The organism is Clavibacter michiganensis (genome assembly GCF_016907085.1).
GTDB classification, from domain to species: domain Bacteria; phylum Actinomycetota; class Actinomycetes; order Actinomycetales; family Microbacteriaceae; genus Clavibacter; species Clavibacter michiganensis_O.
Genome location: NZ_JAFBBJ010000001.1, coordinates 3,294,036 through 3,319,545, shown reverse-complemented (window position 1 = coordinate 3,319,545; position 25,510 = coordinate 3,294,036). Strand labels below are relative to the sequence as shown.

25 protein-coding genes are annotated in these 25,510 nt (G+C 73.2%); 12 read left to right on the top strand and 13 right to left on the bottom strand.

Annotated elements, in window-relative coordinates; translation table 11 throughout:
- Together JOE38_RS15655 and JOE38_RS15650 are read right to left on the bottom strand one after the other, a co-directional pair.
- Positions 1 to 449 (bottom strand): dTDP-4-dehydrorhamnose 3,5-epimerase family protein (locus tag JOE38_RS15655; RefSeq protein ID WP_204577093.1); only part of this gene is annotated, 449 nt, incomplete at its 3' end.
- 25 nt (positions 450 to 474) lie between these two features.
- Positions 475 to 927, bottom strand: coding sequence for a GtrA family protein (locus JOE38_RS15650; RefSeq protein WP_204577092.1), 453 nt, complete (start codon positions 925 to 927; stop codon positions 475 to 477).
- A gap of 179 nt (positions 928 to 1,106) precedes the next feature.
- Here JOE38_RS15650 and rfbB point away from each other — a divergent pair, with 179 nt between their 5' ends.
- The 5 genes from rfbB to JOE38_RS15625 all read left to right on the top strand — a co-directional run bounded on the left by rfbB (position 1,107) and on the right by JOE38_RS15625 (position 5,876).
- Positions 1,107 to 2,096 (top strand): dTDP-glucose 4,6-dehydratase, encoded by a 990-nt coding sequence (gene rfbB / locus JOE38_RS15645; protein ID WP_204577091.1) that lies wholly within the window; start codon positions 1,107 to 1,109, stop codon positions 2,094 to 2,096.
- Positions 2,093 to 2,947, top strand: coding sequence for a dTDP-4-dehydrorhamnose reductase (gene rfbD, locus JOE38_RS15640; RefSeq protein ID WP_204577090.1), 855 nt, complete (start codon positions 2,093 to 2,095; stop codon positions 2,945 to 2,947). The genes rfbB and rfbD overlap by 4 nt, the downstream gene beginning before the upstream one ends.
- Positions 2,948 to 3,042: 95 nt before the next feature.
- Positions 3,043 to 3,912 carry an ABC transporter permease gene (locus tag JOE38_RS15635; protein ID WP_204577089.1) on the top strand — a complete coding sequence of 290 codons (870 nt, stop codon included), beginning with the start codon at positions 3,043 to 3,045 and terminating at the stop codon, positions 3,910 to 3,912.
- The gene (locus JOE38_RS15630; RefSeq protein ID WP_204577088.1) at positions 3,896 to 4,642 is read left to right on the top strand and encodes an ABC transporter ATP-binding protein; all 747 of its coding nucleotides are present in this window, start codon (positions 3,896 to 3,898) and stop codon (positions 4,640 to 4,642) included. The genes JOE38_RS15635 and JOE38_RS15630 overlap by 17 nt, the downstream gene beginning before the upstream one ends.
- Before the next feature lie 94 nt (positions 4,643 to 4,736).
- On the top strand, positions 4,737 to 5,876 hold the full coding sequence (locus JOE38_RS15625; RefSeq protein ID WP_204577087.1) for a glycosyltransferase family 4 protein: 1,140 nt from the start codon (positions 4,737 to 4,739) through the stop codon (positions 5,874 to 5,876).
- A 15-nt stretch (positions 5,877 to 5,891) separates the two neighbouring features.
- Here JOE38_RS15625 and JOE38_RS15620 read toward each other — a convergent pair whose 3' ends face one another.
- The 3 genes from JOE38_RS15620 to JOE38_RS15610 form a co-directional block, all read right to left on the bottom strand.
- Positions 5,892 to 7,241: an LCP family protein gene (locus JOE38_RS15620; protein WP_204577086.1), complete on the bottom strand. Its 1,350-nt coding sequence runs from the start codon at positions 7,239 to 7,241 to the stop codon at positions 5,892 to 5,894.
- The gene (gene purE / locus JOE38_RS15615; RefSeq protein WP_086520774.1) at positions 7,238 to 7,762 is read right to left on the bottom strand and encodes a 5-(carboxyamino)imidazole ribonucleotide mutase; all 525 of its coding nucleotides are present in this window, start codon (positions 7,760 to 7,762) and stop codon (positions 7,238 to 7,240) included. The genes JOE38_RS15620 and purE overlap by 4 nt, the downstream gene beginning before the upstream one ends.
- Positions 7,763 to 7,888: 126 nt before the next feature.
- Entirely contained in the window at positions 7,889 to 9,016 is a 1,128-nt protein-coding gene (locus tag JOE38_RS15610; protein ID WP_204577085.1) for a 5-(carboxyamino)imidazole ribonucleotide synthase, read from the bottom strand.
- Positions 9,017 to 9,153: 137 nt separating this feature from the next.
- Between JOE38_RS15610 and JOE38_RS15605 the strand changes: the two genes are divergently transcribed.
- A complete protein-coding gene (locus JOE38_RS15605) occupies positions 9,154 to 9,657 on the top strand; it encodes a GtrA family protein (RefSeq protein ID WP_204577084.1) in 504 nt (167 codons plus the stop codon).
- Between the two features lie 58 nt (positions 9,658 to 9,715).
- On the opposite strand, the gene JOE38_RS15600 is transcribed toward JOE38_RS15605, so the two are convergent.
- Positions 9,716 to 10,510: a PH domain-containing protein gene (locus JOE38_RS15600; protein WP_204577083.1), complete on the bottom strand. Its 795-nt coding sequence runs from the start codon at positions 10,508 to 10,510 to the stop codon at positions 9,716 to 9,718.
- A 3-nt stretch (positions 10,511 to 10,513) separates the two neighbouring features.
- On the bottom strand, positions 10,514 to 11,296 hold the full coding sequence (locus JOE38_RS15595) for a biotin--[acetyl-CoA-carboxylase] ligase (RefSeq protein WP_204577082.1): 783 nt from the start codon (positions 11,294 to 11,296) through the stop codon (positions 10,514 to 10,516).
- A gap of 149 nt (positions 11,297 to 11,445) precedes the next feature.
- Between JOE38_RS15595 and JOE38_RS15590 the strand changes: the two genes are divergently transcribed.
- On the top strand, positions 11,446 to 13,017 hold the full coding sequence (locus JOE38_RS15590) for an acyl-CoA carboxylase subunit beta (RefSeq protein WP_239545817.1): 1,572 nt from the start codon (positions 11,446 to 11,448) through the stop codon (positions 13,015 to 13,017).
- A complete protein-coding gene (locus JOE38_RS15885) occupies positions 13,014 to 13,247 on the top strand; it encodes an acyl-CoA carboxylase subunit epsilon (RefSeq protein ID WP_204577080.1) in 234 nt (77 codons plus the stop codon). Before JOE38_RS15590 ends, JOE38_RS15885 begins: the two co-directional genes overlap by 4 nt.
- Positions 13,248 to 13,519: 272 nt before the next feature.
- Here JOE38_RS15885 and JOE38_RS15580 read toward each other — a convergent pair whose 3' ends face one another.
- The 4 genes from JOE38_RS15580 to JOE38_RS15565 form a co-directional block, all read right to left on the bottom strand.
- Positions 13,520 to 14,542, bottom strand: a complete 1,023-nt coding sequence (locus tag JOE38_RS15580; protein ID WP_204577079.1) for a hypothetical protein — start codon at positions 14,540 to 14,542, stop codon at positions 13,520 to 13,522.
- Positions 14,539 to 15,837 (bottom strand): sensor histidine kinase, encoded by a 1,299-nt coding sequence (locus JOE38_RS15575; RefSeq protein ID WP_307838901.1) that lies wholly within the window; start codon positions 15,835 to 15,837, stop codon positions 14,539 to 14,541. Before JOE38_RS15575 ends, JOE38_RS15580 begins: the two co-directional genes overlap by 4 nt.
- Before the next feature lie 34 nt (positions 15,838 to 15,871).
- A complete protein-coding gene (locus JOE38_RS15570) occupies positions 15,872 to 16,576 on the bottom strand; it encodes a response regulator transcription factor (protein WP_086520783.1) in 705 nt (234 codons plus the stop codon).
- A 99-nt stretch (positions 16,577 to 16,675) separates the two neighbouring features.
- Positions 16,676 to 17,923: a class I SAM-dependent RNA methyltransferase gene (locus JOE38_RS15565; protein ID WP_204577077.1), complete on the bottom strand. Its 1,248-nt coding sequence runs from the start codon at positions 17,921 to 17,923 to the stop codon at positions 16,676 to 16,678.
- 336 nt (positions 17,924 to 18,259) lie between these two features.
- Between JOE38_RS15565 and JOE38_RS15560 the strand changes: the two genes are divergently transcribed.
- Positions 18,260 to 18,931 carry a Maf family protein gene (locus JOE38_RS15560; protein WP_204577076.1) on the top strand — a complete coding sequence of 224 codons (672 nt, stop codon included), beginning with the start codon at positions 18,260 to 18,262 and terminating at the stop codon, positions 18,929 to 18,931.
- Positions 18,932 to 18,953: 22 nt separating this feature from the next.
- Here JOE38_RS15560 and JOE38_RS15555 read toward each other — a convergent pair whose 3' ends face one another.
- Positions 18,954 to 19,481, bottom strand: coding sequence for a hypothetical protein (locus JOE38_RS15555; protein WP_204577075.1), 528 nt, complete (start codon positions 19,479 to 19,481; stop codon positions 18,954 to 18,956).
- Positions 19,482 to 19,603: 122 nt separating this feature from the next.
- Between JOE38_RS15555 and JOE38_RS15550 the strand changes: the two genes are divergently transcribed.
- Complete coding sequence (locus tag JOE38_RS15550; RefSeq protein WP_204577074.1) at positions 19,604 to 21,373, top strand: acetyl/propionyl/methylcrotonyl-CoA carboxylase subunit alpha; 1,770 nt, start codon at positions 19,604 to 19,606, stop codon at positions 21,371 to 21,373.
- Positions 21,374 to 21,440: 67 nt separating this feature from the next.
- Here the strand turns inward: JOE38_RS15550 and JOE38_RS15545 are convergent, their stop codons facing one another.
- Positions 21,441 to 22,883 (bottom strand): NAD(P)H-quinone dehydrogenase, encoded by a 1,443-nt coding sequence (locus tag JOE38_RS15545; RefSeq protein ID WP_204577073.1) that lies wholly within the window; start codon positions 22,881 to 22,883, stop codon positions 21,441 to 21,443.
- 90 nt (positions 22,884 to 22,973) lie between these two features.
- Here JOE38_RS15545 and JOE38_RS15540 point away from each other — a divergent pair, with 90 nt between their 5' ends.
- Together JOE38_RS15540 and JOE38_RS15535 are read left to right on the top strand one after the other, a co-directional pair.
- On the top strand, positions 22,974 to 23,801 hold the full coding sequence (locus JOE38_RS15540) for a purine-nucleoside phosphorylase (protein WP_204577072.1): 828 nt from the start codon (positions 22,974 to 22,976) through the stop codon (positions 23,799 to 23,801).
- Positions 23,798 to 25,501 (top strand): phospho-sugar mutase, encoded by a 1,704-nt coding sequence (locus JOE38_RS15535; RefSeq protein WP_204577071.1) that lies wholly within the window; start codon positions 23,798 to 23,800, stop codon positions 25,499 to 25,501. Before JOE38_RS15540 ends, JOE38_RS15535 begins: the two co-directional genes overlap by 4 nt.
- Positions 25,502 to 25,510: the final 9 nt, after the last annotated feature.

Below are 25,510 nucleotides of genomic sequence, written 5' to 3'. Positions count from 1 at the left end.
TCGAGCGGGGTGATCCCGTGCTCGGCGCCGGGGTTGTAGACGTCGCTCACGAGGTAGGTGACAGCCGCGTCGTCGGTGAGGGCGACGAAGCAGTGGCCGAGGCCCTCGGAGATGTAGACGGCCCTGTGCGTCTCGGTGTCGAGCCGCACGCTGTCCCACTGGCCGAAGGTCGGCGACCCGACGCGGATGTCCACGATGAAGTCGAGCACGGCGCCGGAGACGGCCTTCACGTGCTTGGCCTGACCGCGCGGCACGTCGGCGAAGTGCACGCCGCGGACGACGCCGCGCTTGGAGACGCTCATGTTCGCCTGGCGGAGGTCGAGCGGGTGGCCGACGCGCTCCTGGATCTCGTCGAACCGGTACCACTCGAGGAACACGCCCCGGTCGTCGGTGCGCTGGACGGGGGTGAGCTCGTACGCGTCGGGTACGGCGAGTTCGCGGATCTGCACGGGTCGGAGTCTAGCAACGGGCCGGTCAGCGGCCGGCCGGGCCCTCGTCCCGCGGTCGGCGGAAGGAGAACCACCGGTGCCCCGCGTAGCTGATGAGGGTGATCACCACCACGATGAGCGCCTGGGCGAGGAGGCGCGGGACCCCGAGCGCGACGAGCAGCGGCAGCGAGACGGCGTTCAGCGTGATGGACACGGCGTAGACCGAGACGAAGCGCGCGAGGTCGCGCAGCACGTGCCCCCGGACGCGGAACACCAGCCGGCGGTACAGGACGAACGCCACGAGCACGGCCACGGCGTAGCTCCCGGCGAGCGGCACGAGCGACCCGAGCACCGGGAGCCCCGCCGCATCGAGCGCCCGGCCCGCGGTGGCGGCGAGCCCCGCGAACAGGAGGAACGCGAAGGCGGTGTTGAAGCCCCCGACGAAGAGGAACGCCACGCGCTCGTCGCGGAGGAGCGCGCGGATGCGGGAGGCGGCCATCCCCGCATCCTGCCCGCATCCCCTCGGGATCCGCCGCGCGGATCGCGCCTCCCCCGCACGGGGACGTGGCCGCGCGGGCCGTCGCCGGTACACTCGCAGGCGGTCCGCCCCCGAACAGCAGCGGACTCTCCCCCGACGTCGGCCACCCGCCCGGCGTCTCGACGACAGGACGTTTCCCCATGAGGATCCTCGTGACCGGCGGCGCCGGCTTCATCGGCTCCAACTTCGTGCGCCACGCGCTCCAGGACCACTACGCCGGGCTCGAGGGCGCCGACGTCGTCGTGCTCGACGCGCTCACCTACTCGGGCAACCTCGAGAACCTCGCGCCCGTCAGCGACTCCCCGCGCTACACGTTCGTGCGGGGCGACATCCGCGACGACGCCGTCCTCGACGAGTGGATCCCCCAGGTCGACGCGGTCGTGCACTTCGCCGCCGAGAGCCACGTCGACCGCTCCGTGCGCGACGCGAGCATCTTCGTCGAGACCAACGTGCTCGGCACGCAGAAGCTCCTCGACGCGGCCCTCCGCCACGACCTGAAGCGGTTCGTGCACGTGTCCACCGACGAGGTCTACGGATCCATCGCCGAGGGCTCGTGGGACGAGGAGCGGCCGCTCGAGCCCAACTCCCCCTACTCCGCGTCGAAGGCCGGCAGCGACCTGCTCGCCCGCTCGTACCACCGCACGCACGGGCTGAACGTGTCGATCACGCGCTGCTCGAACAACTACGGGCCGTACCACTTCCCCGAGAAGGTCATCCCGCTCTTCGTCACGAACCTCATCGACGACAAGCACGTGCCGCTCTACGGCGAGGGCCTCAACATCCGCGACTGGCTGCACGTCGACGACCACTGCCGCGGCATCGCGCTCGTGCTCGTGCAGGGCGCACCCGGCGAGATCTACAACATCGGCGGCGGCACCGAGCTCACCAACCGCGAGCTCACGCAGCTGCTGCTCGACGCCACCGGCCGCGACTGGTCGTACGTCGACCGCGTCGAGGACCGCAAGGGCCACGACCTCCGCTACTCCGTCGACATCTCCAAGATCCAGCGCGAGCTCGGCTACGCGCCGCAGGTGCCGTTCGAGCAGGGCCTGGCCGACGTCGTGCAGTGGTACCGCGACAACCGCTCGTGGTGGGAGCCGCTGAAGACGCGCGCCGAGCTGCCCGCGTGAGCCGGATCCTCGTCGCCGGCGGCCGCGGCATGCTCGGCCAGGACCTCCTGCCGGCCCTCGCCGCGCACGACGTGACGGCGCCCGCGCGCGCCGAGCTCGACATCACCGACGAGGCCGCGGTCCGCGCCGCCGTCTCCGGGCACGACGTGGTGGTCAACCTCGCCGCCTACACCGCGGTCGACGCCGCCGAGGAGCACGAGGACGAGGCCCGCGCGATCAACGCGACCGGCGCCGGCGTGCTCGCGCGCGCGGCCGCCGACGCGGGGGCCCGCATCGTGCACGTCTCCACCGACTACGTCTTCGACGGGACGGCCACCTCGCCCTACCCGGAGGACGCCCCCCACGCGCCCGTCTCCGCCTACGGCCGCACCAAGGCCGAGGGCGAGCGGCTCGTGCTCGACGGCCACCCGACCGGCGCGAGCGTCGTGCGCACCGCGTGGCTGTACGGCGCGGGCGGCCCGTCCTTCCCCTCCACGATGCTGCGGCTCGCCGCGTCGCACGACACGGTCTCCGTGGTCGACGACCAGCGCGGCCAGCCGACGTGGACGGTCGACCTCGCGGCCCGCATCGTCGAGCTCGTCGACGCCGGAGCGCCCGCGGGCGTCTTCCACGGCACGGCCACCGGCGAGACGACCTGGTTCGGGCTCGCGCAGGCCGTCTTCGCGGAGGCGGGACTGGATCCCGAGCGCGTGCGGCCCACCGACAGCGCGTCCTTCGTGCGGCCGGCCCCGCGCCCCGCCTACTCGGTGCTCGGGCACGACGCCTGGGCCCGCGTCGGCCTCGCGCCGCTCCGCGACTGGCGCGAGGCGCTGTCCGACGCCGCCACGCACGGCGTCCTCCGGGCGAGCTGACGGTTACACTCGTGTCCGGTCCGATCCCGGACACCCGAGCCGATCCCGCTCCGCGCCCCGCGCGAGCCCCACGCAGTCCGAAGGGCACCACCGACGTGTCGAGCATGACGAGTTCCCAGTCGAGGGAGTTCTCGAGGCCCGGCACGGGCGCGGGGCTCCTGGACGTGTACCGCCGCCGCTACCTCCTCTCCCTCCTCGTCAAGAAGGAGGTGCAGGTCAGGTACCGCGGATCCGTCCTCGGCTGGCTCTGGTCGTACGTGAAGCCGGCCGCGCAGTTCGCCGTGTTCTTCGTGGCGATGGGCGTGTTCCTGCAGCTGAACCGCAACCAGGTGAACTACCCCGTCTACCTGTTCTCCGGGATCATCCTCATCAACTTCTACACGGAGGCGTTCTCCAACTCCACGAAGTCGCTCGTGGACAACGGGGCGCTGATCAAGAAGATCTACCTGCCCCGGGAGCTGTTCCCGGTGTCGAGCACGTTCGTGGCGCTGGTCAACTTCCTGCCGCAGCTCGTCATCCTGCTCATCGTCTGCCTCCTCGTCGGCTGGGCGCCCACGCCCGTGCAGGTGCTGGGGATCTTCCTGGCCGTCGCCATCATCGGCACGCTGGCCATCGGCCTCGGCATGCTGTTCGGCGCCGCCAACGTGTCCTTCCGCGACTCGCAGAACTTCGTCGAGCTCATCGTGATGGTCGTCGTGTGGGCCTCGCCCGTGCTCTACCCCTACGCGCAGGTCGCGAAGGTGCTGCCGGACTGGCTGCTCGTGATCTACCAGCTCAACCCCGTGACCGCGGCGGTCGAGCTCTTCCACGCCGCCTTCTGGTACCCCACCACGGGCGGCACCGGCGAGCTGCCGCCGAACCTCTGGATGTACGGGTTCATCGCCCTCGGCGTCTCGCTCCTGAGCCTCCTGCTCGGGCAGCTCGTCTTCAAGAAGCTGGAGGGGCGCTTTGCCCAGGACCTCTGAGTCGGACGCGCTCCCGCGCATCATCGTCGAGAACGTGAGGAAGTCCTTCCTCCTCCGCCACACGCACTCCATCAAGGAGACGGTCATCGCGGCCGTGCGCCGGAAGCCGCTCGCCTCGACCTTCGACGCGCTCGAGGACGTGAGCTTCGAGGTGCGCCCCGGCGAGTCGGTCGCGCTCATGGGGTTCAACGGATCCGGCAAGTCGACGCTCCTCAAGCTCATCTCGGGCGTGTACCAGCCCGACAGCGGCGAGGTCCTCGCGCGCGGGCGCATCGCCGGCCTCATCGAGGTGGGCGCCGGATTCCACCCCGACCTCTCGGGCCGCGAGAACATCTACCTCAACGCCGCGATCCTCGGCATGGAGCAGCACGAGATCGACGCGCGCTTCGACCAGATCGTCGAGTTCAGCGAGATCGAGAAGTTCATCGACACCGAGGTCAAGCACTACTCGTCGGGGATGTTCCTGCGCCTGGCGTTCTCGGTCGCGATCCACACCGAGGTCGACATCCTGCTGGTGGACGAGATCCTCTCCGTGGGTGACGAGCCGTTCCAGCGCAAGTGCCTCGCGAAGATCCGGGAGCTGCACGACGCGGGCAAGACGCTCGTGGTCGTGAGCCACGACCTCGACATGGTGTCGGACCTGTGCGAGCGCGGGATCCTCATCCAGTCGGGGAAGGTCGCGTTCGACGGCCCGTCCAAGGATGCGGTCGAGCGGATGCGCCGGAGCTGAGCCCGGCGGCGCCGCGCCCTCCCCGGTTCCCGGGCGCCGCGCCGGTACGATGGTCCTCCCGCGGGCCGACCCGACACCCGCGCGATGGAGGACCGTGACCACCACGCTGCGCGTGATCATCGACCAGCTGACCGGCCCGACGCCCGGCGGCATCGGCCGCTACGCCGAGGACCTGACGAGCGCGATCGTCGCCGCGACGCCGAGCGGCTGCGAGGTCGAGGGCGTCGTCTCCGCGGTCACGCCCGAGCAGACGGCCGACCTGGAGCAGCGCCTGCCCGGCCTCGCGCGCATCACGCGCGTCCCGCTCCCCCGGCGCGAGCTGTCCCGCGCCTGGCAGCTGGGCCTGCCGACGCCCGGCACCACCGGCATGGTCCACGCCCCCGGCCTCCTCGCGCCGCTGCGCCGCCACGACCGCGTGAACACGAACGACCAGATCGTCGCGACGATCCACGACGTCAACGCCTGGACGCACCCCGAGAGCATGACGAGCGCATCCGTCTCGTGGACGAAGGCCATGGCGAAGCGCGCCCGCAAGCACGCCGACGCCGTGGTCGTGCCCTCGCACGCGCTGGCCGAGGAGCTCGCGCGCTACGTCGACCTGGGCGACCGGGTGCGGGTGATCGGCGGCGCGGTCAGCCCGCGCATCGCCCTGCCCGACGACCCCGACGCCCGGGCGGCCGAGCTCGACCTGCCGGTCGACTACCTCCTCACCGTCGGGAGCCTCGAGCCGCGCAAGGGCGTCCAGGCCCTCGTCGAGGCCCTGGCCCGGCCCGAGACCGGGGACCTGCCGCTCCTCATCGTCGGCCCCGCCACGTGGGGCGACGTCGAGCTCGCGCAGGTGGCCGACGAGGCGGGCGTCGACCCGTCGCGCGTCCGGAGCCTCGGATCCCTCACCGACGCCGACCTGGCCGTCGCGCTCGACCGCGCCACGGTGTTCGTGCACCCGAGCCTCTCGGAGGGCTTCGGCCTCCCGGTCGTCGAGGCGCTGTCCTTCGGCACGCCCGTCGTCCACTCGGACGCGCCGGCACTCCTCGAGGTCGCGGCCGACGCGGGCGTCGTGGTGCCGCGCGAGGACGCCGCCGGCTACCCGCTGCGCCTCGCCGAGGCCATCGGCGGCCTGCTGTCCGACACGGCCGCGCGCGAGCGCCTCGCCGTCGTCGGCCAGGACCGCGCCCGCGCGTTCAGCTGGCGCGACTCCGCCGAGAAGGTCTGGCAGCTGCACGCCGACCTGTAGGCCGGCCCCGGGGGATCAGCCCGCGGAGCCGTTCGCGAACTGCTGCTGGATCGCCTGGCGGATGGCCGGGAAGTCGGGCTTCTGCGAGTCGAACCTCGGCGGCACGATCTCCAGGTCGTCGATGGGCTGGTCCTTCGTCTTCAGCGCGAGCTGCGTGAAGTAGCCGAGCATCCCGCGCGGGATGTCGGTCTTGACCACCTGCTGGCCGGCCTGCGCGATCGCGTCGAACTTGGTGAGGACGTTGGCCGGGTCGAACTGCTTGAGCACCGCCTGCTGGACCTCGCGCTGGCGCGACATGCGGTCGTAGTCGGTGGCCTGGTAGCGGGAGCGCGCGTACCAGAGCGCGTGGTAACCGTCGAGCTTCTGCTGCCCCGGCTCGATCCACTCGGGGATGGGCACGGGCCGGAACTTGTCGTCGTGCCCCGAGCCCATGCCGATGCGGCGCTTCACGTCGATGTCGATGCCGCCGAGCGCGTCCACCATGTCGGAGAAGCCCTGCATGTCGATGAGCGCGTAGTACTGGATCGTGAGCCCCGTGACGCCCTGCACGGCCTCGCGCATCGCCTCGATGCCGGGGAGGCTCCCCTTCTCCTTCGCGTCGGGGTAGAGGTCCTGCTTGTAGACCTCGACCTCGGTGTAAATGGAGTTGAGCATGCAGGCGTCGACGTCGCAGCGCTGGTAGCCGTTCGGGTAGCGCTTCTGGAGGGGCGAGCCGTCGGAGAACGGCACCTTCTCCATGTCGCGCGGCAAGCCCACCATGGTGGCGCGTCCGGTGTCGGCGTCGATGCTGACCACGGTGATGCTGTCGGGACGGAGGCCGGCCCGGTCGCTGCCCGCGTCGCCGCCCAGCAGCATGATGTTGTACCGCCCGTCGACCGGGGCCTCGGTGGCGTAGTCGCCGAAGATCCCGCCGAGGGCGCCACGGCCGACGCCGACGATGTAGGCGGCGTAGCCCGCGGATCCCGCCGTGCCGACCAGGAGCAGCACCGACAGCGCCGCGATGACCGGTCGGGCCCGGGGCGCGACGCGGACGATGCGCGCGAGCCGCAGCGTGTCGAGCGCGAGCACGACCCACAGCACGGCGTAGGCCGCGAGCAGCGCCTGCAGCACGACGAGCAGCCACTCCTGGGACACGACCTGGATGAGCGCGCCGCGGGCGAACAGCGCGAACCCGCCGACGACGAGGGCCAGCGCCCACACGGCGAGCGTCGAGGCGAGGCCGATGCGGCCGAGGCGGCGGTTCCCCGCGAGGACCTGGGCGGATCCGGGGATGAGGACGTTCAGCACCACGAGCCACCAGGCGCGGGTGGTCATGATGCGCGGCGACCGGGTGTCCGGGTGCCGCATGGGCTGGGTGAGGCTCACGTCCGCGACGAGACCTTCTGCTGCAGCGCGGCGTTCTTCCGCTCCACGAGCTCGGCGAGCTCGGCGCGGTGGCGCGCGAGGGCGTCCGCGATGCGGTCGTCGGAGGTGGAGAGGATGCGCGCGGCGAGGAGCCCCGCGTTCTCCGCCCCGCCGATGGAGACGGTGGCCACGGGCACGCCCGCGGGCATCTGCACGATCGAGAGCAGGGAGTCCATGCCGTCGAGGGTCGCGAGGGGCACGGGCACGCCGATGACGGGCAGGGTGGTGACGGAGGCGATCATCCCCGGCAGGTGCGCGGCACCGCCGGCACCCGCGACGATGACGCGGATCCCCCGCTCGCGCGCCGTCTGCCCGTAGGCGATCATGCGCTCGGGCGTGCGGTGCGCGGACAGCACCTCGACCTCGTGGGCGATGCCGAGGGCGTCGAGCGCGAGGGACGCCTTCTCCATCACGTTCCAGTCGGAGTCGGAGCCCATGACGAGGCCGACGAGTGCAGGGGTGTCGGGATTCACGGGCTCCATGCTAGGTGGCGCGTCCTGCGCGACCGCCCGCGCCACGCAGCCCGGGCGCTGCCGATCCGCATCGGGTCCCCGCGCCCCCGCGGGATCGGGCGCGCGCCCCCGCGCACGGGCCCCGGGGAACGCCGGTCAGCCCCGGAAGAAGGCCGCCGCCGCGCGCGCCCGGTACGCGGTCTCGTCGAGGTCGTCGCCCACCACGGTGACGTGCCCGACCTTGCGGCCGGGCCGCGGCTCCTTGCCGTAGAAGTGGAAGCGCGCCTCCGGCTGGTCGGCGAGCGCCCGCGGGTAGCGGTCGGCGACGCTGCCGGCCTCCGGGCCGCCCAGGACGTTGATCATGACCGACCAGGGCGCGAGCGGCCGGGTGGATCCGAGCGGCAGGTCGAGCACCGCGCGCAGGTGCTGCTCGAACTGCCCGGTGACCGCGCCGTCCATCGACCAGTGGCCGGTGTTGTGCGGGCGCATCGCCAGCTCGTTGACGAGGAGGCGCCCGTCGACGGTCTCGAACAGCTCGACCGCGAGGACGCCCGTGACGCCGAGCCCCTCCGCGATCCCGCGGGCCATGTCCTCCGCCGCCTCGCGGAGCCGGGCGCTCGCGCCGTGCGCGGGCGCGATGACCTCCGCGCACACGCCGTCGCGCTGGATCGACTCCACGACGGGCCAGGCCGCGATGTCGCCCGAGGGCCGGCGCGCGACGGACTGCGCGAGCTCGCGGGCGTAGTCGACGAGCTCCTCGGCCAGAAGCGCGTCCCCCGTGCCGAGCGCGGCGAACCAGTCGTCGGCCTCGTCGGCGGCGCGCACCACCCGCACGCCCTTGCCGTCGTAGCCGCCGCGCGGCGTCTTCACGACCGCGACGCCGCCGTTGTCGGCGAGGAAGGCGGCGAGCGCCTGCTGGTCGGCGACGCGCGCCCAGATCGGCACCGGGACGCCCAGCTGCTCGAGGCGCTCGCGCATGAGCAGCTTGTCCTGGGCGACGAGCAGCGCGTCCGGTCCCGGGTGCACGGCGACGCCCTCGGCGACGAGCGCGCGGAGGACGTGCTGCGGCACGTGCTCGTGGTCGAACGTGATCACGTCCACGTCGCGCGCGAAGGCGCGGACGGCGTCGAGGTCGCGGTAGTCCCCGACGGCGGTGGCGGCCAGCCCCGCGGACATGCCGTCGGCCTCGGCGAGGACGCGGATCCCGATGCCGAGCTCCACGGCGGGCGCGATCATCATCCGGGCGAGCTGGCCGCCTCCGACGACTCCGACGGTGGGCGTCATGGTGTCCTCCTCTGAGCAGGTGGGTGGGCCCGCGGGCGCCTGCGGGCGGCCTCGGGACGGTCGGTGGGCGGGATCAGCCGGTATCATCGTCCGTCACGCCACCCGCCATCCTCCCCCATCCAGGACGGACCCCGCCCATGTCCCCCCGTCGCTCCCTCGCGTCGCTCGGCGTCCAGATCGCGCAGTTCGGGCTCGTCGGCGGCGCGGGCTTCCTGGTGGACCTCGCGGTCTTCAACCTGCTGCGCGCCACCGTCTTCCACCCCGACGCCGTCGAGGCCGGCCCACTGCTCGCCAAGGTCGCGTCCACCGTCGTCGCCATCGCCGTCAACTGGGTGGGCAACCGCTACTGGACCTTCGGGAAGCAGCGCACCACGCGCCGCGGCCGGGAAGCGCTCGAGTTCCTGGCGGTGAGCCTCCTCGGCATGGTCATCGGGCTCGCGTGCCTCTACGTCTCGCACTACGTGCTGGGCCTCACGTCGCCGCTGGCCGACAACGTCTCCGCCAACGTCATCGGCCTGGGGCTCGGATCCGCGGTGCGCTTCGTGCTCTACCGCCAGTGGGTCTACTCCCCCGCCCGTCGCCACGCGGCACCGCAGGCGGCGGCGCGCACCGAGGACGCCGACCGGGTCGCGGTCTCCTAGGCGCCCGACGACCCGGGGCAGCGCGCCGAGGCGTGGCCGCGAGGACGCGCGGGACCCGTCAGCCGCGCTGCCAGGGCTGCGTGTCGTCCGGCCACACGGAGCGGGGCTCGTCCTGCTGCCGCCAGGACGGGTCGCCGGGCCGGCCGCGGCGCGACTCCTCCTGGCGTCGGCGCTCGGCCACCATGTTGGCGTTCTCCTCCATGAGGTCCTGCAGGGCCTGCACGACGAGCACGGCGGACGGTACGTCCCGCAGCACGACGGGCGACTCGAGGCCGGCGTTGATGGTGACGTGTCCGCTGCGGTGCAGGTGCTGCAGCGGGCCGCGGCGGAGGGTCACGTCGTAGCCGCGCGAGTGCAGCAGCTCCTGCCGGGTGCGCACGAAGAAGCCGTGCGAGACGATGAGGCGCCGCGTCGTGACCGTGTAGCGGCGGTTCAGCCAGACCAGCACGGGCAGCAGCGTGACGAAGACCGCGACGCCCGCGAGCGACACCAGCAGCAGCGCGTTCTCCCACGGCTCCGGGAACCAGCCGCCGAAGTACCCGCCGGTGAGGCAGATCGCGAGGAGCAGCAGCACCGGGAGGGTGAGGGCGCGGCCGTGCGGTCGGAGCCGGACGAGGACGCGTTCCGGATCGGCGGCCGCGACCTGCGAGGTCGGCGCGGCGGGGGGAGCCGCGGGTCGGCCGAGGCGCGGATCCACGTCGTGCGACGCGGTCAGGCGGCCGGCCTCGTCCTCGGCGGCGCGACGGCGCTCCTCCTTCTCGGCCTTGCGCCGTGCCCGGCGTCCGCCGCGGACGGGGAGCGCCCGCCCGCCCTCTCCGGGTGCGTACCGCTGCGTGTCACCCGTGTGCGCCATGCCTCATTGATACCGCAGATGCGTCACGTCCCCGGCGGCGACAGACGTCACGGCCGGATCCCCGGCGGACTCGACGGTGAGCCGCCCGTCGTCGTCGACCCCCGTCGCGCGCCCGAGGAGCTCGCCGCCGCCCGGCAGCTCGACGCGGACGTCGCGGCCGATGGTGGCGCACGTGCGGGTCAGCTCGTCGACGAGACCGGCCGCGCGCGCATCCCCGGCGGCGTCCACCCAGGCCAGGTACCGGGCGCGGAAGGCCACGAGGTAGGCGGCCAGGACCGCGTCCACGTCCGGGTCCGGCACCCCGGCCAGCCGCAGGGACGTCGAGGTGGGCGTCGGCAGCTCGTCCTCCTCGAGCGTGAGGTTGAGGCCGGTGCCGACCAGCATGCGGCCGGGCGCGACGAGCTCGCCGAGGATCCCGGACACCTTCCGCCCATCCACGTGCACGTCGTTCGGCCACTTGAGCGTGACCTCCGCCGGCGTCGGCACGATGTCGCGCAGGGTCGCGACGAGCGCGAGCCCGGCCGCGAGCGGCAGCCAGCCGGGGTCGAGGTCGCCGCGCCCGGGCGCGCAGAGCACGCTGACCGCGAGGGCGCGCCCCGGCGGCGCCGTCCAGACGCGGCCGCGGCGGCCGCGCCCCGCCGTCTGGTCCAGGGTGAGCACGACGGATCCGTCGGGCCATCCGGCCGGATCCGCCGACGCCCGCCGCGAGAGCTCGTCGTTGGTGGATCCCGCCTGGTCGAGGGCGAGGAGGCGCGGGGCGGCGAGGCGGCTGAGCGGGAGGTCCATGACGTCACCGTACCGAGCGGATCAGGAGGACACCGCACCCCGGACGCCCCGTCTTCTGTGCGTGGTCTACAAGGGCGGCGCCCATGCCCGCCGGTACAGTGAGGCGGGTGACTGCACACGAGCCAGACGAGGACGCCGGCGCCCCGGACATGTACACGACCGCAGGCAAGCTCGCCGACCTGAAGAGGCGCTACCACGAGGCCGTCACCGCGAGCGGCGAGGCCGCCATCGAGAAGCAGCACGCGCGCGGCAAGATGACCGCCCGCGAGCGCATCGACCAGCTGCTCGACCACGGGTCGTTCGTCGAGCTGGACGAGTTCGTGCGCCACCGCACGCACGCGTTCGGCATGGACGCCAAGCGGCCCTACGGCGACTCCGTCGTCACGGGCACGGGCACCATCAACGGCCGCCAGGTCGCCGTGTACTCGCAGGACTTCACGATCTTCGGCGGATCCCTCGGCGAGGTCGCGGGCGAGAAGATCATCAAGGTCATGGAGCTCGCCATCAAGACGGGCGTCCCCATCATCGGCATCCTCGACTCGGGTGGCGCGCGCATCCAGGAGGGCGTCGTCGCGCTCGGCAAGTACGGCGAGATCTTCCGCCTCAACACGCGCGCGTCGGGCGTCATCCCGCAAATCTCGCTCATCATGGGCCCGGCAGCGGGCGGCGCCGTCTACTCCCCCGCGCTCACGGACTTCGTGATCATGGTCGACAAGACCAGCCACATGTTCGTCACCGGCCCGGACGTCATCAAGACCGTCACGGGCGAGGAGGTCGGCTTCGAGGAGCTCGGCGGGGCGCTGACCCACAACAAGGTGTCGGGCGTCGCGCACTACCTCGCGAGCGACGAGGAGGACGCGCTCGACTACGCGCGCACTCTGCTCGGCTACCTGCCGGACAACAACCTGGCCGAGCTGCCGGAGTTCCCCCGCACGGTGGACCTCGAGATGACGGCGCGCGACCACGAGCTCGACACGGTCATCCCGGACAGCCCGAACCAGCCGTACGACATGAAGACGATCATCGAGCGCATCGTCGACGACGGCGAGTTCCTGGAGACCCAGCCGCTGTTCGCGCCGAACATCATCGTCGGGTTCGCCCGCGTCGAGGGGCGCTCGGTCGGCATCGTCGCCAACCAGCCGAACGCGATGGCGGGCACGCTCAACATCGAGGCGGGCGAGAAGGCCAGCCGCTTCGTCCGGTTCTGCGACGCCTTCTCCATCCCGATCCTCACGCTCGTCGACGTGCCCGGGTACCTGCCCGGCACCGAGCAGGAGTGGACGGGCGTCATCCGCCGCGGGGCGAAGCTGCTGTACGCGTACGCCGAGGCGACCGTGCCGCTCGTCACCGTCATCACCCGGAAGGCCTACGGCGGGGCGTACATCGTCATGGGATCCAAGCAGCTGGGCGCCGACATCAACCTCGCGTGGCCCACGGCCGAGATCGCGGTGATGGGCGGCCAGGGCGCCGTGAACATCCTCTACCGCGGCGAGATCAAGGGCGCGGAGCAGGCCGGCGAGGACGTCGCGGCGGTGCGCACGCGGCTCGCGAACGAGTACACATACAACGTCGCGAGCCCGTTCCTCGCGGCGGAGCGCGGTGAGCTCGACAACGTCATCCAGCCGGCCGCCACGCGCGCGTCGGTCGTCAAGGCCCTGCGGGCGCTGCGCACCAAGCGCGCGAGCCTGCCGCCCAAGAAGCACGGGAACATCCCGCTGTGAGCGACCCCCGCGGATCGGCGGACGCCGCGCTCGGCGGCTTCCGCGTCCTCGGCGGCTCGCCCACCGAGGAGGAGCTCGCCGCCGCCACGGCGGTCATCGCGGCGCTGGCGGCTCAGCCCGCCGCCGAGCAGCCCGTGCGCCGCGCGCCGGACGCATGGCAGCGCTCGCAGCGCGGCGTCCGCGGCACGCTGGTGCCGGGTCCGGGCCGCTGGCGCGGCTTCTCCGGCTGACCGTCCCGGCGGCGCCCGCGAGGTGCGTCCGCGACCGGCCGTGTCCTCGCAAATGACGACTTGGCGCGTCCCTCCCGTTGCGTGAGACTCGTCGTGCTGGGGGGCCCGCATCGCGGGTCAGTCAACACGGCGTCGTCCATCTGTGGTGAGCGGACGACGCCAGGGGGCGGATCATCCCGATGCTCGGGTCGTCGGGATGACCGGAGAGGCGCGGGGGCGGTCGGTGCAGGCACCGGCCCCCGCGCCTCTCAGCATCACCGCCTGTCGGCGCCTCAGGTCGGCGGTCGCGGGATCTCCAGCCAGAGGTCGACCTCGTCGTCCAGGTCGTCGCTGCCGAGGAGGCTCGCGCTGCCGTCGCCCGCCACGCTGAGGCCGACGACGGTGATCGCCGTGTCGGATCCCTCGGGAACCGTCCGCGCGATGATCTTGTCCGCCCGCGTGTCCCGCACGGCCGCGGCCAACCGGTCGAGCACGACGTCGCGCGTGGCGTCGTCGAGGTCGTCGATGCCGCCCTCGTCGAGGAGCGTGACGACCGTCCCCCGCCGCCGGGCGAGCATGACCTGCTCGCGGACGGCGTCGTTGAGGAGCGTGCGCCCGCGGATCTCGTCGCGGATCGCGCCCTCGAGGTAGAGGCACTCCTGTCGCTCCTCCGGGGAGAGGTCGCCGCCCGTCTCCACGATGCGGCGGAGCATGGGCACCGCCATGCGGCTCGTCTGGCGGAGCCGGAACTGCCGCTCGTAGAGGTGCGCCTCCTGCGCGGCCTGCCAGTCCGCCGCCTCGCGCTCGGCCCGGTGGAACTGCCGGGCGTCGCGGGCGGCCTTGGCGAGCGCGTGCGCGAGCACGTGCGAGACGGCGACCCACAGCGCGCTGCCCGTGACGCCGAGGTCGACGAGCCCGGCCGGCCCGCCCCAGAGCACGGTCTGGACCGCCAGGATCACGATGCCCGCCCACGCGAAGCCCTGCCGACGGCGGGCGGACGTGATGGTCATCAGCGTGCCGACGGCGGCGACGTGCCACGTGGTGAAGGGCACGAGCGGGCCGGGCGCGAGCTGGCTGGTCACCAGGACCGGCACCACCGTCGCGACGGCGAGGTTGAACGAGGCGAGCCAGACGGGCATGACCGTGGGGCTCGTGGGCCACAGGCTCATGAGCGTGGCGACGAGGTAGAGCGCGACCGCGACGAGCGTGACGGCCGCATCCGCGGGGGCGGCGATCGCGACGAGCGCGAGCACGACGTGGTACGCCGAGAAGAGCGCGGCGAGGCCGAGGACGATCGAGCGCGGGACGACGATCACCGGTCGCCCCTCTCGCGGTCGGGGCGCTCCAGCGGGGGTGCCTCGATGTCCCCGGGCAGGAGGGGGATATCGAGCGCGGCGGCGGCCGGGGCGGGCCAGCGGATCCGCACGGCCGTGCCCTCCCCCGGTGCCGTCTCGATGGTGACGAGCCCACCGGCCTGCGCCACGCGCTCCTTGATGGACACGCGGAGCCCGAGGCGCTCGGTGGGGATGCGGCGCTGGTCGAAGCCCGCGCCGTCGTCGACCACGTCGATCGCTACCCCCTCGTCGCCGTGGCCCGAGATCACGAGCATCCGCGTGATGGTCTCCGCGGACGTCCCGGCGTGCTGGAGGCTGTTCATCATCGCCTGCACCGCCGCGGAGTAGATGGCCTCCGCGGTGGCCACCGGGACCGCGCGCGCACCCAGGTCGCGCGTCTCGAGGACGAACGGGGCCGAGAGCGCGGAGGCCGCGTCGACGATGCGCTTCGCGACGGCGCGCAGAGGCACCGAGGCGTCGTCGTCCGTGCCCTGCTCGGCCGCCGCCAGGTGCCCCATCGCGTTGGCCGCCATCGTGGCGGCGAGCGTGCGGGCGGCCGGATCCGCGGTGCGGGCCGCCGAGAGCAGGGTCGTGAGGACGCTGTCGTGCACGATCGCGTCGACCTGCACGCGCTCCACCTCCGTGGCGTGCTGCCGCACCGCGTGCGAGTAGCGCGTCAGCGCCGTGCCCTGCGCCCAGTCGACGCCGAGGGCCGCCTGGCGGAGCACCGTGACGATCATCAGGACCGAGCCGCCGAGGATGATCGAGTAGAGGACCTGCAGGAACGAGTCGAGCGGCGTGATGACGCCATGGCGCAGCACCACCTCCATGAAGCCGAGCCCGAGCGGCACCGCGACCGTGTAGATCACGGCGATCCAGAGGCGGAAGGCCATCGCGGCGCACGTCGTCGCGACCGTGAGCTCCTGGTAGAGGAACGGCTGCGGGACGGTCGAGAGGGTCTCGGGCACGATCGCGAACGGCCACGTCGCGAGCGCGAGGACGAAGACCAGCGCGACGGTCGCGTGCGCGGGCACGACCCCGCGGCGGATGACGCCGGCCACGCACGTCCAGACGAGGCTGCCGAAGAAGACGACGAGGAAGGTGACGCTCCAGACCGGGCGCATGGCGTCCAGCTGCCCGCTGATGACCTGCAGCGACTGCAGGGCGAAGAGGAGGCCGAACGCGCTGGCGCCGCGGCCGAGGATCGTCTCGATGCGGGCAAGGCTGATGGGGTTGTCGGGGGTCCGCGGCGGGGCGCCGGCGAGGGCGCGCGTCACGGGAGCCGCAGAGGGCGGCGCGCTGGCCGGAGGCCTAGCGGCCATCGCCGCCGTCCTGGTCCAGCCCCGGGAGGATTCCGTCCTCCACGGCGCGGCGGAGGAGGTCGACCTTGGTGGGCGCGGGGCGGCCCACCTCGACGTACTTCACGCGGATCCGGTCGAGGTACTCGCGCGCCGTGCTGTTCGCGATGCCCAGCTGCTGCGCGACGAGCTTGAGCGGCAGGCCGGAGGCGTAGAGGTGGAGCACGTCGCGCTCGCGGCGGCCGAGCTGGGCCTTCGCGAAGTCGCGGTCGGCGTCGATCGCGGTCGCCCACTCCAGGTTGTTGAGCACGTCACCGCGGGCGACGGTGGCGACGGCCGCCATCACGGTCTGCGTGGCCGACGACTTGGGGATCACGCCCGCCGCCCCCGCGGCGAGCGCCTCGCGGACGCTCGCGACGCGGTCGGCGATGCTGTGGACGAGCACCGCGGCACCCGTGCCCTGCGCGGCCTTCACGTTGTCGGTGACGGAGGACCCGTCCCCCAGCGAGAGGTCGAGGACGACCACGTCGCACTCGCGGCCCACCAGGCCCTCGACGAGCTCGCGGGCGTTCGCGGCGGCGAGGATGAACTCGTACCCGGCGTCGAGGCACGCGGCCTTGAGGCCGAGGCGCACCGACTCGTGGTCGTCGACCACCGCGACGCGGACGGGCGGGCGGCTCTCGGCCACCGGATCGGATCCCTGCGTTGTCTCGGTCATCCGGATCCCCCTCGTCGCGTGGCGCCGTCGAGCTCCGACGATCGCCTCGCCCACTGTATCGCCCGGCTGCGGCGTCCCCGCGGCGGCGGATGCCTGAGGTCAGGAGGCGGCGGGCACCAGCACGGCCACGCTCTCGACGTGGTGGGTGTGCGGGAAGAGGTCGAACGACCGCACCGAGCGGAGCTCGTAGCCGCGCTCGGCGAACAGCGCCACGTCGCGGGCCAGCGCGACGGGATCGCACGCCACGTAGACGACCTGCGCCGGGTGCAGCTCCGCGAGCGCGTCGACGACGGGCTTCTTCGCGCCCGCGCGCGGCGGGTCGAGCACGACGGTCGCGCCCTGGAGGCGGCGGCGCTCGGCGGGGCTCGCCTCGCGCGCCAGCTTCTGCAGGTAGCGGTCGACGCGCGACGTGAGGGACGCGGCGCCCACCCACTCCGCGAGGTTGTCGCCGGCGAACTCGGTGGCGACCTCGTCGCTCTCGACGCTGGTGATCCGCGTGGTGTCGCCGAAGCGGTCGCCCACGGCGGCGGCCAGCAGCCCCACGCCCCCGTAGAGGTCGAGGTTGGCGGCGCGCGGGTCGAAGAGGGCCTCGTCGATGGAGGACTGCACGGCGTCGTACAGCGTCTCGGCCGCACGGCGGTGCACCTGCCAGAAGCCGCCGGCCTCCAGCTTGAACTCGCGGTCGCGGACGCGCTCGGTGATGGTGTCGCGGCGCTGCGGCTTGCCGTCGATGAGGAGCATGCGCACGTGCCCGTCGGAGGGCGCGACGAGGTCGATGCCCTCGACGCCGGGGAAGCGCTGGCCGAAGGGCGCGGCGCCGTTGACGCCGGCGGTGGCGAGCGGCAGCGACTGCACGGGGATCACGCGGTGCGAGCGCGAGGCGTACGGGCCGACGACGCCGTCGTCGCCGACGTGCAGGCTGACGCGCGTGCGCCAGCCGAGGCCGTCGGACTCGTCGTCGCCGGGCAGCGCCTGCACCTGCACGTCGTGGTCGACGTGCGCCATGCGCGACAGCGAGTCGACGACGACCTGCCGCTTGAGCTCGCGCTGGTGGGAGAGGCGGATGTGGCCGAGCTCGGCGCCGCCGACGCGGTCCTCGGGGGCGCGGTCGACGGAGGCCTCGGCCCAGACGTGCGGGCGGCGGTGCGGCGACGCGTCGAGCACCTCGACCGTGTCGGCCCGCCAGAAGGACTTCTTGGAGTCCTCGGTGATGCGCGCGCGCACCCGCTCGCCGGGGATCGCGTCGGAGACGAAGATCACCCGGCCGTCGTGCCTGGCGACGGAGACCCCTCCGTGCGCCATGTTCGTCACGTCCACCTCGACCTCGCGGCCCACCTGCTCACCCATCCCGCAACCCTGACACACGCCGGAGCGGCACGAACACACAGGCGACAGCAGACCGCGACCCTGACACACGCGGGAGCGGCACGAACACACAGGCGACAGCAGACCGCGACCCTGACACACGCCGGAGCGGCACGAACACACAGGCGACAGCAGACCGCGACCCTGACACACGCCGGAGCGGCACGAACACACAGGCGACAGCAGACCGCGACCCTGACACACGCCGGAGCGGCACGAACACACAGGCGACAGCAGACCGCGACCCTGACACGCGCGGGCGCCGCGATCACACCGCCGTCCGGCCGAGGGGCCGGATCCGCGTGCCACCATGTCCCCGTGACCACGCGCCTCCACCTCGCCTCCACCTCCCCCGCCCGCCTGGCCCTGCTGCGCTCCGCCGGCGTCGAGCCCGTCGTGCTGCCCTCCGACGTCGACGAGCCCGCCGCGGTCGCGGCCGCCGAGGCGCGCCAGGGCCCGCTCGGCCCCGAGGACATGGTGCAGCTGCTCGCCCGGGCCAAGGCCGAGGCTGTCGTCGGGCAGCTCGTCGCCGGCGCGCCGCTCACGGGCCTCGTGCTCGGCGGCGACTCGGCCTTCGAGATCGACGGCGTGGTGCACGGCAAGCCGCACACGGTCGAACGCGCCACCGAGCGATGGCGCGCGCAGCGCGGCCGGGAGGGACGGCTGCACTCCGGGCACTGGCTGATCGAGGTGGCCGACGGGCGCATCGTGCGCGGCATCGGGCGCGCCGCCGTCGCGGACGTCCGGTTCCGCGCCGACATCACCGACGCCGAGATCGACGCCTACGTCGCGACGGGCGAGCCGCTCCTGGTCGCCGGGTCGTTCACCATCGACAGCCTGGGCGCCGCCTTCATCGAGCGGATCCAGGGCGACCCGAGCACCGTCGTCGGCCTGTCGCTCCCCACGCTCCGCGCTCTGGTCCGCGAGCTCGGCACGGAGTGGACGGACCTCTGGAACCGGCAGGGCGCCGTGGAGGCGCGGCTCGTCTGAGCGGCGAGCGCGCCGACGCGCGTCACCCCATCCCGAGGACCTCGATGCGATCCGCGAGGTAGGCGGCGAGGGGCCTGGTCTCGTGCGCGTTCGGCCCCCACTGCACGCGGAGATCGCGGCCGCGCAGCGACAGCGGCCCGGATCCCGCGGCGAGCGACGCCGGGTCGAGCGCGATCGGCTCCCAGTCGTAGTCGACCGCGTCGCCCTCCTCGAAGGCGCGCACGGCCTGGCGCCTCGCCTCCTTGCGCGCCTCGACGCCCGAGTCCAGGCCCTGGGACCGCGTGGGCTCCACGGCGCGGGTGATGCTGCCGGTGCGGCGGAGGGATCCGTCGGCCGAGAGCAGCAGGACGCCGAGCCGCCAGGCCCGACCCACCGGCACCATGGCCGGCTGCCGCTTGATGGGCCCGAACGAGCGCTTGGCGCGCACCTCGGCGAGCGCCTCGTCGGGCGCCCGACGGGCCTGCAGCTCGGCGACCGTGGCCCGCAGCAGCTCGGCGAGGTCGGCCGCGGCGGCTCGCGCGTCGTCGTCGCCGGTGCCGGGTGCGGTCATGCGTCGATCATGCCAGGGGCACGCCGGGAGCGGCCGGTTGTGGGCGCGCGTACCCGACGGCCCCGCATGTTTGTGCGGACCCTCCGAAGCCGCGCGCATCCCAGACCCTAGGCTGGGGTCTCATGACGCGTGTGAACAAGGTCCTCATCGCCAACCGGGGCGAGATCGCCGTCCGCATCATCCGGGCGGCGAGGGATGCGGGGATCGGATCGGTCGCCGTCTACGCCGACCAGGACCGCGACGCCCTGCACGTGACCCTCGCCGACGAGGCGTACGCCCTCGACGGGCAGACGAGCGCGGAGACCTACCTCGTCATCGCCAAGCTCCTCTCCATCGCCCGCCGCTCCGGGGCCGACGCCGTGCACCCGGGCTACGGCTTCCTCGCCGAGAACGCCGACTTCGCCCAGCAGGTCATCGACGCCGGGCTCACGTGGATCGGCCCGTCGCCGAGCGCCATCCAGCAGCTCGGCGACAAGACCACGGCCCGCCACGTGGCCGAGCGCGTGGGCGCTCCCCTCGCGCCCGGCACGCTCAACCCCGTGTCCGGCGCCGACGAGGTGCTCGACTTCGTCGACGTGCACGGCCTGCCCGTCGCCATCAAGGCGGCGTTCGGCGGCGGGGGCCGCGGCCTCAAGGTCGCCCGCACCCGCGAGGAGGTGCCGGAGCTGTTCGAGTCCGCCACCCGCGAGGCCGTCGCGGCGTTCGGCCGCGGCGAGTGCTTCGTCGAGAAGTACCTCGACCGTCCGCGCCACGTCGAGACCCAGTGCCTCGCCGACTCCGCCGGCAACGTGGTCGTGATCTCCACCCGCGACTGCTCGCTGCAGCGCCGCCACCAGAAGCTCGTCGAGGAGGCGCCCGCGCCGTTCCTCACCGACGAGCAGAACGCGCAGCTCTACGCCGCGTCCAAGGCGATCCTCCGCGAGGTCGGCTACGTCGGCGCCGGCACGTGCGAGTTCCTCGTCGCGCAGGACGGCACCATCTCCTTCCTCGAGGTGAACACCCGCCTCCAGGTCGAGCACCCGGTCTCCGAGGAGGTCACGGGCATCGACCTCGTGCGCGAGCAGTTCCGCATCGCCGCGGGCGGCCTCATCGACTACGACGACCCGGCGCCGCGCGGCCACTCGTTCGAGTTCCGGATCAACGGCGAGGACCCGGGCCGCGGCTTCTTCCCCGCGCCCGGCCCCGTGCACGTGTTCCAGGCACCCGGCGGCCCCGGCGTCCGCGTCGACTCCGGCGTGCGCGCGGGCGACGTGGTCTCCGGCGCCTTCGACTCGCTGCTCGCCAAGCTCATCGTCACGGGATCCAGCCGCGAGGACGCCCTCGAGCGCTCGCGCCGCGCGCTCGACGAGTTCGAGGTGCAGGGCCTGCCCACCGTGCTCCCCTTCCACCGCGCGATCGTGCGCGACGCGGCCTTCGCCCCGGCGGACGGCGCGCCCTTCAGCGTCTACACCCGGTGGATCGAGACCGACTTCGACAACACCATCGAGCCCTGGTCCGGAGCGCTCGAGGACGCCGCCGAGGCGCCCGCCCGGCACACGGTCGTGGTCGAGGTCGGCGGCAAGCGCATCGAGGTGAGCCTCCCCGAGGACCTCGCACCGGCCGCGGGCGCGTCCACGTCGCGGCGTGCGGCGGCTGCCCCGACCCGGCGCACGCAGTCCGGATCCGTCGACACCTCGGGCGGCGGATCCGTCACGTCGCCCATGCAGGCCACCGTCGTCAAGCTCGCGGTCGAGGAGGGCCAGCAGGTCGTCAAGGGCGACCTCCTCGTCGTCCTCGAGGCGATGAAGATGGAGCAGCCGCTCACGGCGCACACCTCGGGCACGGTCTCCGGGATCTCCGCCGAGGTCGGGCAGACCGTCCCGTCGGGGCACCGCCTGCTCGACATCGTCTGATCCGCACGCCGAACGTCACGACGGCCGGTCCCCTGGGGCCGGCCGTCGTCGCGTGGGGGCGGGTGCGTCAGAGGACGATGTGCATGGCGCGCGCCGCGTCGGAGATGCTGCCCGACAGCGACGGGTACACCGTGAACGCGCGCGCGACGTCGTCCACCGTGAGCCGGTGCTCGACCGCTAGGGCGAGCGGGAAGATCAGCTCGCTCGCCTTGGGCGCCACGATGACGCCGCCGATGACCGTGCCGGAGCCGGTGCGCGCGAACAGCTTCACGAAGCCGTCCTTCACGTTCTGCATCTTGGCCCGGGGGTTGGAGGCGAGCGGCAGCTTGTAGATGTCGCCCTGCGCGAGCCCCTCCTCGATCTGCTTCTGCGACCAGCCGACCGTCGCGATCTCCGGCTGCGTGAAGATGTTCGAGGTCACGTTGCGGAGCTCGGTGGGGCTCACCGCGTCGCCCATCGCGTGGTAGACCGCGGTGCGGCCCTGCATGGACGCGACGGAGGCGAGCGGGAGGAACGTGGTGCAGTCGCCCGCCGCGTACACGCTCGGCACCGAGGTGCGCGCGACGCGGTTGACGCGGATGTGGCCGGACTCGCTCATCTGCACGCCCGCCTCCTCGAGGCCGATCCCCGCGGTGTTCGGCACGGATCCGACCGCCATGAGGCAGTGGCTGCCCTCGACGACGCGGCCGTCGCTCAGCGTCGCGACCACCCCGTCGCCCTGGCGGACGACCGACTCGGCGCGGGACTTCGAGAGCACCGTCATGCCGTTGCGCGTGAAGACGTCCTCGATGACGCGGGCCGCGTCGGCGTCCTCGCCCGGCAGCACCTGGTCGCGGGAGGAGATGAGCGTGACCTTGGCGCCGAGCGCCGTGTAGGCGGAGGCGAACTCGGCGCCCGTGACGCCGGATCCCACGACGATGAGGTGCTCGGGCACGCAGTCCATCGTGTAGAGCTGGGTCCACGTGAGGATCCGCTCCCCGTCGGGTTTGGCGGTGTCGAGGATGCGCGGGCTCGCGCCCGTGGAGATGACCGTGGTGTCGGCGTCGATCTCGTCGAAGTCGGTGCCCCGGCCGCCGCCGCGGCCGGTGGAGACGATGATGCGGTTCGGCCCGTCGAGCCGTCCCTCGCCCTGCACGATGCGCACGCCCGCGCGGATGAGGCTCGACTTCATGTCCTCCGACTGCTGGCGCGCGAGCCGCAGCAGTCGGTCGTTGACGGCCTGCAGGTTGACGGCGACCTCGGGGCGCACGGGCCGGCGGCTCTGCTCGCCGCGGGAGAAGAACTGGACGCCGAGGTCGGCGGCCTCGCCGAGCGCGTTCGTGGCCTCGGCGGTGGCGATGAGGGTCTTCGAGGGGACGACGTCGGTCATCACGGCCGAGCCGCCGACGCCGACGCGCTCCACCAGCGTGACCTCCGCGCCGAGCTGCGCTCCGGCGATGGCGGCCTCGTAGCCGCCGGGGCCCCCTCCGAGGACGGCGATCCGCTGGTTGGCCTCGAACTCGTATCCCATGCGCACATCATCCCGCAGGCCCGCGGCCCGCGCGAACCCGCCCGTCGTGGCGGCCCGGGGCGCCCGCGCCCGCGCATTTAGGATCGGGGCATGACCTACAGCAACCCCCTAGAGTCGCCCGACGCGGACCCCCAGGAGATCGCGCGGCAGGCCGCCCGGCAGATCGCCGAGCTCACGGGCGTCGAGCGCCACGACATCGCCCTCACGCTCGGCAGCGGATGGGGGAAGGCGGCGGATCTCATCGGCGAGACCACCGCGACCATCCCGGCCACCGAGGTCGTCGGCTTCTCGAAGCCCGCGCTGGAGGGCCACGTCGGCTCGCTCCGCAGCGTCCTGCTGCCGTCCGGCCGCCGAGCCCTCGTGATCGGCGCGCGCACCCATTACTACGAGGGCCACGGGGTCCGCCGGGTCGTGCACAGCGTGCGCACCGCGGCCGCGACGGGCGCCACCACGATGATCCTCACCAACGGCGCGGGCGGCATCAAGGAGCACTGGACCCCCGGCACGCCCGTCCTCATCAGCGACCACATCAACCTCACCGCCGACTCGCCGCTCGAGGGCGCGACCTTCATCGACCTCACCGACCTCTACTCCGCCCGGCTCCGGGCGATCGCCCACGAGGTCGAGCCCGACCTCGACGAGGGCGTCTACTGCCAGTTCCGCGGCCCGCACTACGAGACGCCCGCCGAGGTGCAGATGGCGAAGGCGATCGGCGGCCACATCGTCGGCATGTCCACCGCGCTCGAGGCCATCGCCGCGCGCGAGGCCGGCATGGAGGTGCTGGGCATGTCGCTCATCACCAACCTCGCCGCCGGGATCCAGAAGACCCCGCTCAGCCACGAGGAGGTCATCGAGGCCGGCCGCGCCGCCGAGGGCCGCATCGGCGGCATGCTCGCGCGCATCGTGGGCGCCCTGTGAGCCGCGAGGAGACCGCGGCGCTGGTCGCCGCCGCGCGCGCGTGGCAGGCGCAGGACCCGGATCCCCTCACGCGCGCCGAGGTCGACGAGCTGCTCGCCCTCGTCGAGGGCACCGCGGCCGGAGCGTCCGCGGCCGACCGGGAGCAGGCGGCCGCCGGGATCCGCGACCGCTTCCAGACGCGCCTCCAGTTCGGCACCGCCGGGCTCCGCGGCGAGCTGGGCGCGGGCCCCAACCGCATGAACCGCGTGCTCGTCGCGCAGGCGGCCGCCGGATTCGCCGACTACCTCCGCAGCCGCAGCCCCCGCCCGAGCATCGTCGTCGGGTACGACGGGCGCCACAACTCGCGCGTCTTCGCGGAGGACACCGCGCGCATCATGGCGGGCGCCGGCGTCCGCACCGTGCTGCTGCCACGGGCTCTCCCGACGCCCGTCCTCGCGTACGCGGTGAAGCACCTCGCCGTGAGCGCGGGCGTCATGGTCACGGCGTCGCACAACCCGGCGCGCGACAACGGCTACAAGGTCTACCTCGGCGACGAGGACCACGGCGCGCAGATCGTCAGCCCGGCCGACCGCGACATCGCCGCCTTCATCCACAAGGCCGCCGGCGAGCGCACCGTGCAGCAGCTGCCGATGGCGGACGACTACGAGATCGCGCCCGAGACGCTGATCGACTCGTACGTGGAGGAGACGGCCGACCTGTTCGCCGCGCCGCTCGCCCCGCTGAAGTGGGTGTACACGCCGCTGCACGGCGTCGGGTGGGAGACCGCCGCGCGCGTGTTCGACGCGGTCGGCGTCGACGCTCCCGTCGTCGTCGCGGCCCAGGCGGATCCCGACCCCGACTTCCCCACGGTCGAGTTCCCGAACCCCGAGGAGCCGGGCGCGCTCGACCTCGCGTTCGAGGCGGCCGTGCGGTCCGACGCCGAGCTCATCATCGCCAACGACCCGGACGCCGACCGGCTCGCGGTCGCCATCGCGGACGAGCACGGCGCCTGGCGGCGGCTCTCCGGCAACGAGGTGGGCATGCTGCTCGGCCTCGGCATCGCCGAGCGCTACGCGGCCGACGGCAACACGGGCACGTTCGCCTCGTCCCTCGTCTCCTCCCCCGCGCTCGAGGTCGTCGCGCGCGAGCTGGGCTTCGGCTACCGCGAGACGCTCACGGGCTTCAAGTGGATCAGCCGCGTGCCCGACCTGATCTACGGCTACGAGGAGGCGCTCGGCTACCTGGTCGCGCCCTGGATCACGAGCGACAAGGACGGCATCTCCGCGGCCGTCGCCGTGCTGCACGGCGTGATGCTGCTGAAGTCGCGCGGGCAGACCATCGACGACTACGACCGCGAGTTCGCCGAGCGGTTCGGCTCCTTCGCGAGCGACCAGATCTCGGTGCGCGTCACCGACCTCGCCGTCATCCCGCGCATCATGGCGAAGCTCCGGCAGTCGCCGCCGGCCTCGATCGGGTCCCGTCGCGTCGAGCGCATGGACGACCTCGCCGAGGGGACGGCCGACCTGCCGCCGAGCGACGTGCTCCGCTTCCACCTCGGCGACGGCGCCCGGCTCATCGTGCGGCCGAGCGGCACCGAGCCGAAGATCAAGGTCTACCTCGACGCGCAGAGCACCGAGGGCACCGTGGCCGAGCGCCGCGACGCCGCGCGCGCCATCGTCGCCGACCTGGCGCAGGCCGTGCCGCTGCTGCTCGAGGTCTAGCCGCTCCGG

What these genes read in the sequence shown, in the direction of transcription:
- JOE38_RS15650 (WP_204577092.1), bottom strand. Translation starts at nt 927, where the DNA reads ATGGCCGCCTCCCGCATCCGCGCGCTCCTCCGCGACGAGCGCGTGGCG.
- rfbB (WP_204577091.1), top strand. Translation starts at nt 1,107, where the DNA reads ATGAGGATCCTCGTGACCGGCGGCGCCGGCTTCATCGGCTCCAACTTC.
- purE (WP_086520774.1), bottom strand. Translation starts at nt 7,762, where the DNA reads ATGGAGCCCGTGAATCCCGACACCCCTGCACTCGTCGGCCTCGTCATG.
- JOE38_RS15610 (WP_204577085.1), bottom strand. Translation starts at nt 9,016, where the DNA reads ATGACGCCCACCGTCGGAGTCGTCGGAGGCGGCCAGCTCGCCCGGATG.
- JOE38_RS15605 (WP_204577084.1), top strand. Translation starts at nt 9,154, where the DNA reads ATGTCCCCCCGTCGCTCCCTCGCGTCGCTCGGCGTCCAGATCGCGCAG.
- JOE38_RS15600 (WP_204577083.1), bottom strand. Translation starts at nt 10,510, where the DNA reads ATGGCGCACACGGGTGACACGCAGCGGTACGCACCCGGAGAGGGCGGG.
- JOE38_RS15595 (WP_204577082.1), bottom strand. Translation starts at nt 11,296, where the DNA reads ATGGACCTCCCGCTCAGCCGCCTCGCCGCCCCGCGCCTCCTCGCCCTC.
- JOE38_RS15590 (WP_239545817.1), top strand. Translation starts at nt 11,446, where the DNA reads ATGTACACGACCGCAGGCAAGCTCGCCGACCTGAAGAGGCGCTACCAC.
- JOE38_RS15570 (WP_086520783.1), bottom strand. Translation starts at nt 16,576, where the DNA reads ATGACCGAGACAACGCAGGGATCCGATCCGGTGGCCGAGAGCCGCCCG.
- JOE38_RS15565 (WP_204577077.1), bottom strand. Translation starts at nt 17,923, where the DNA reads ATGGGTGAGCAGGTGGGCCGCGAGGTCGAGGTGGACGTGACGAACATG.
- JOE38_RS15555 (WP_204577075.1), bottom strand. Translation starts at nt 19,481, where the DNA reads ATGACCGCACCCGGCACCGGCGACGACGACGCGCGAGCCGCCGCGGCC.
- JOE38_RS15550 (WP_204577074.1), top strand. Translation starts at nt 19,604, where the DNA reads ATGACGCGTGTGAACAAGGTCCTCATCGCCAACCGGGGCGAGATCGCC.
- JOE38_RS15545 (WP_204577073.1), bottom strand. Translation starts at nt 22,883, where the DNA reads ATGGGATACGAGTTCGAGGCCAACCAGCGGATCGCCGTCCTCGGAGGG.
- JOE38_RS15540 (WP_204577072.1), top strand. Translation starts at nt 22,974, where the DNA reads ATGACCTACAGCAACCCCCTAGAGTCGCCCGACGCGGACCCCCAGGAG.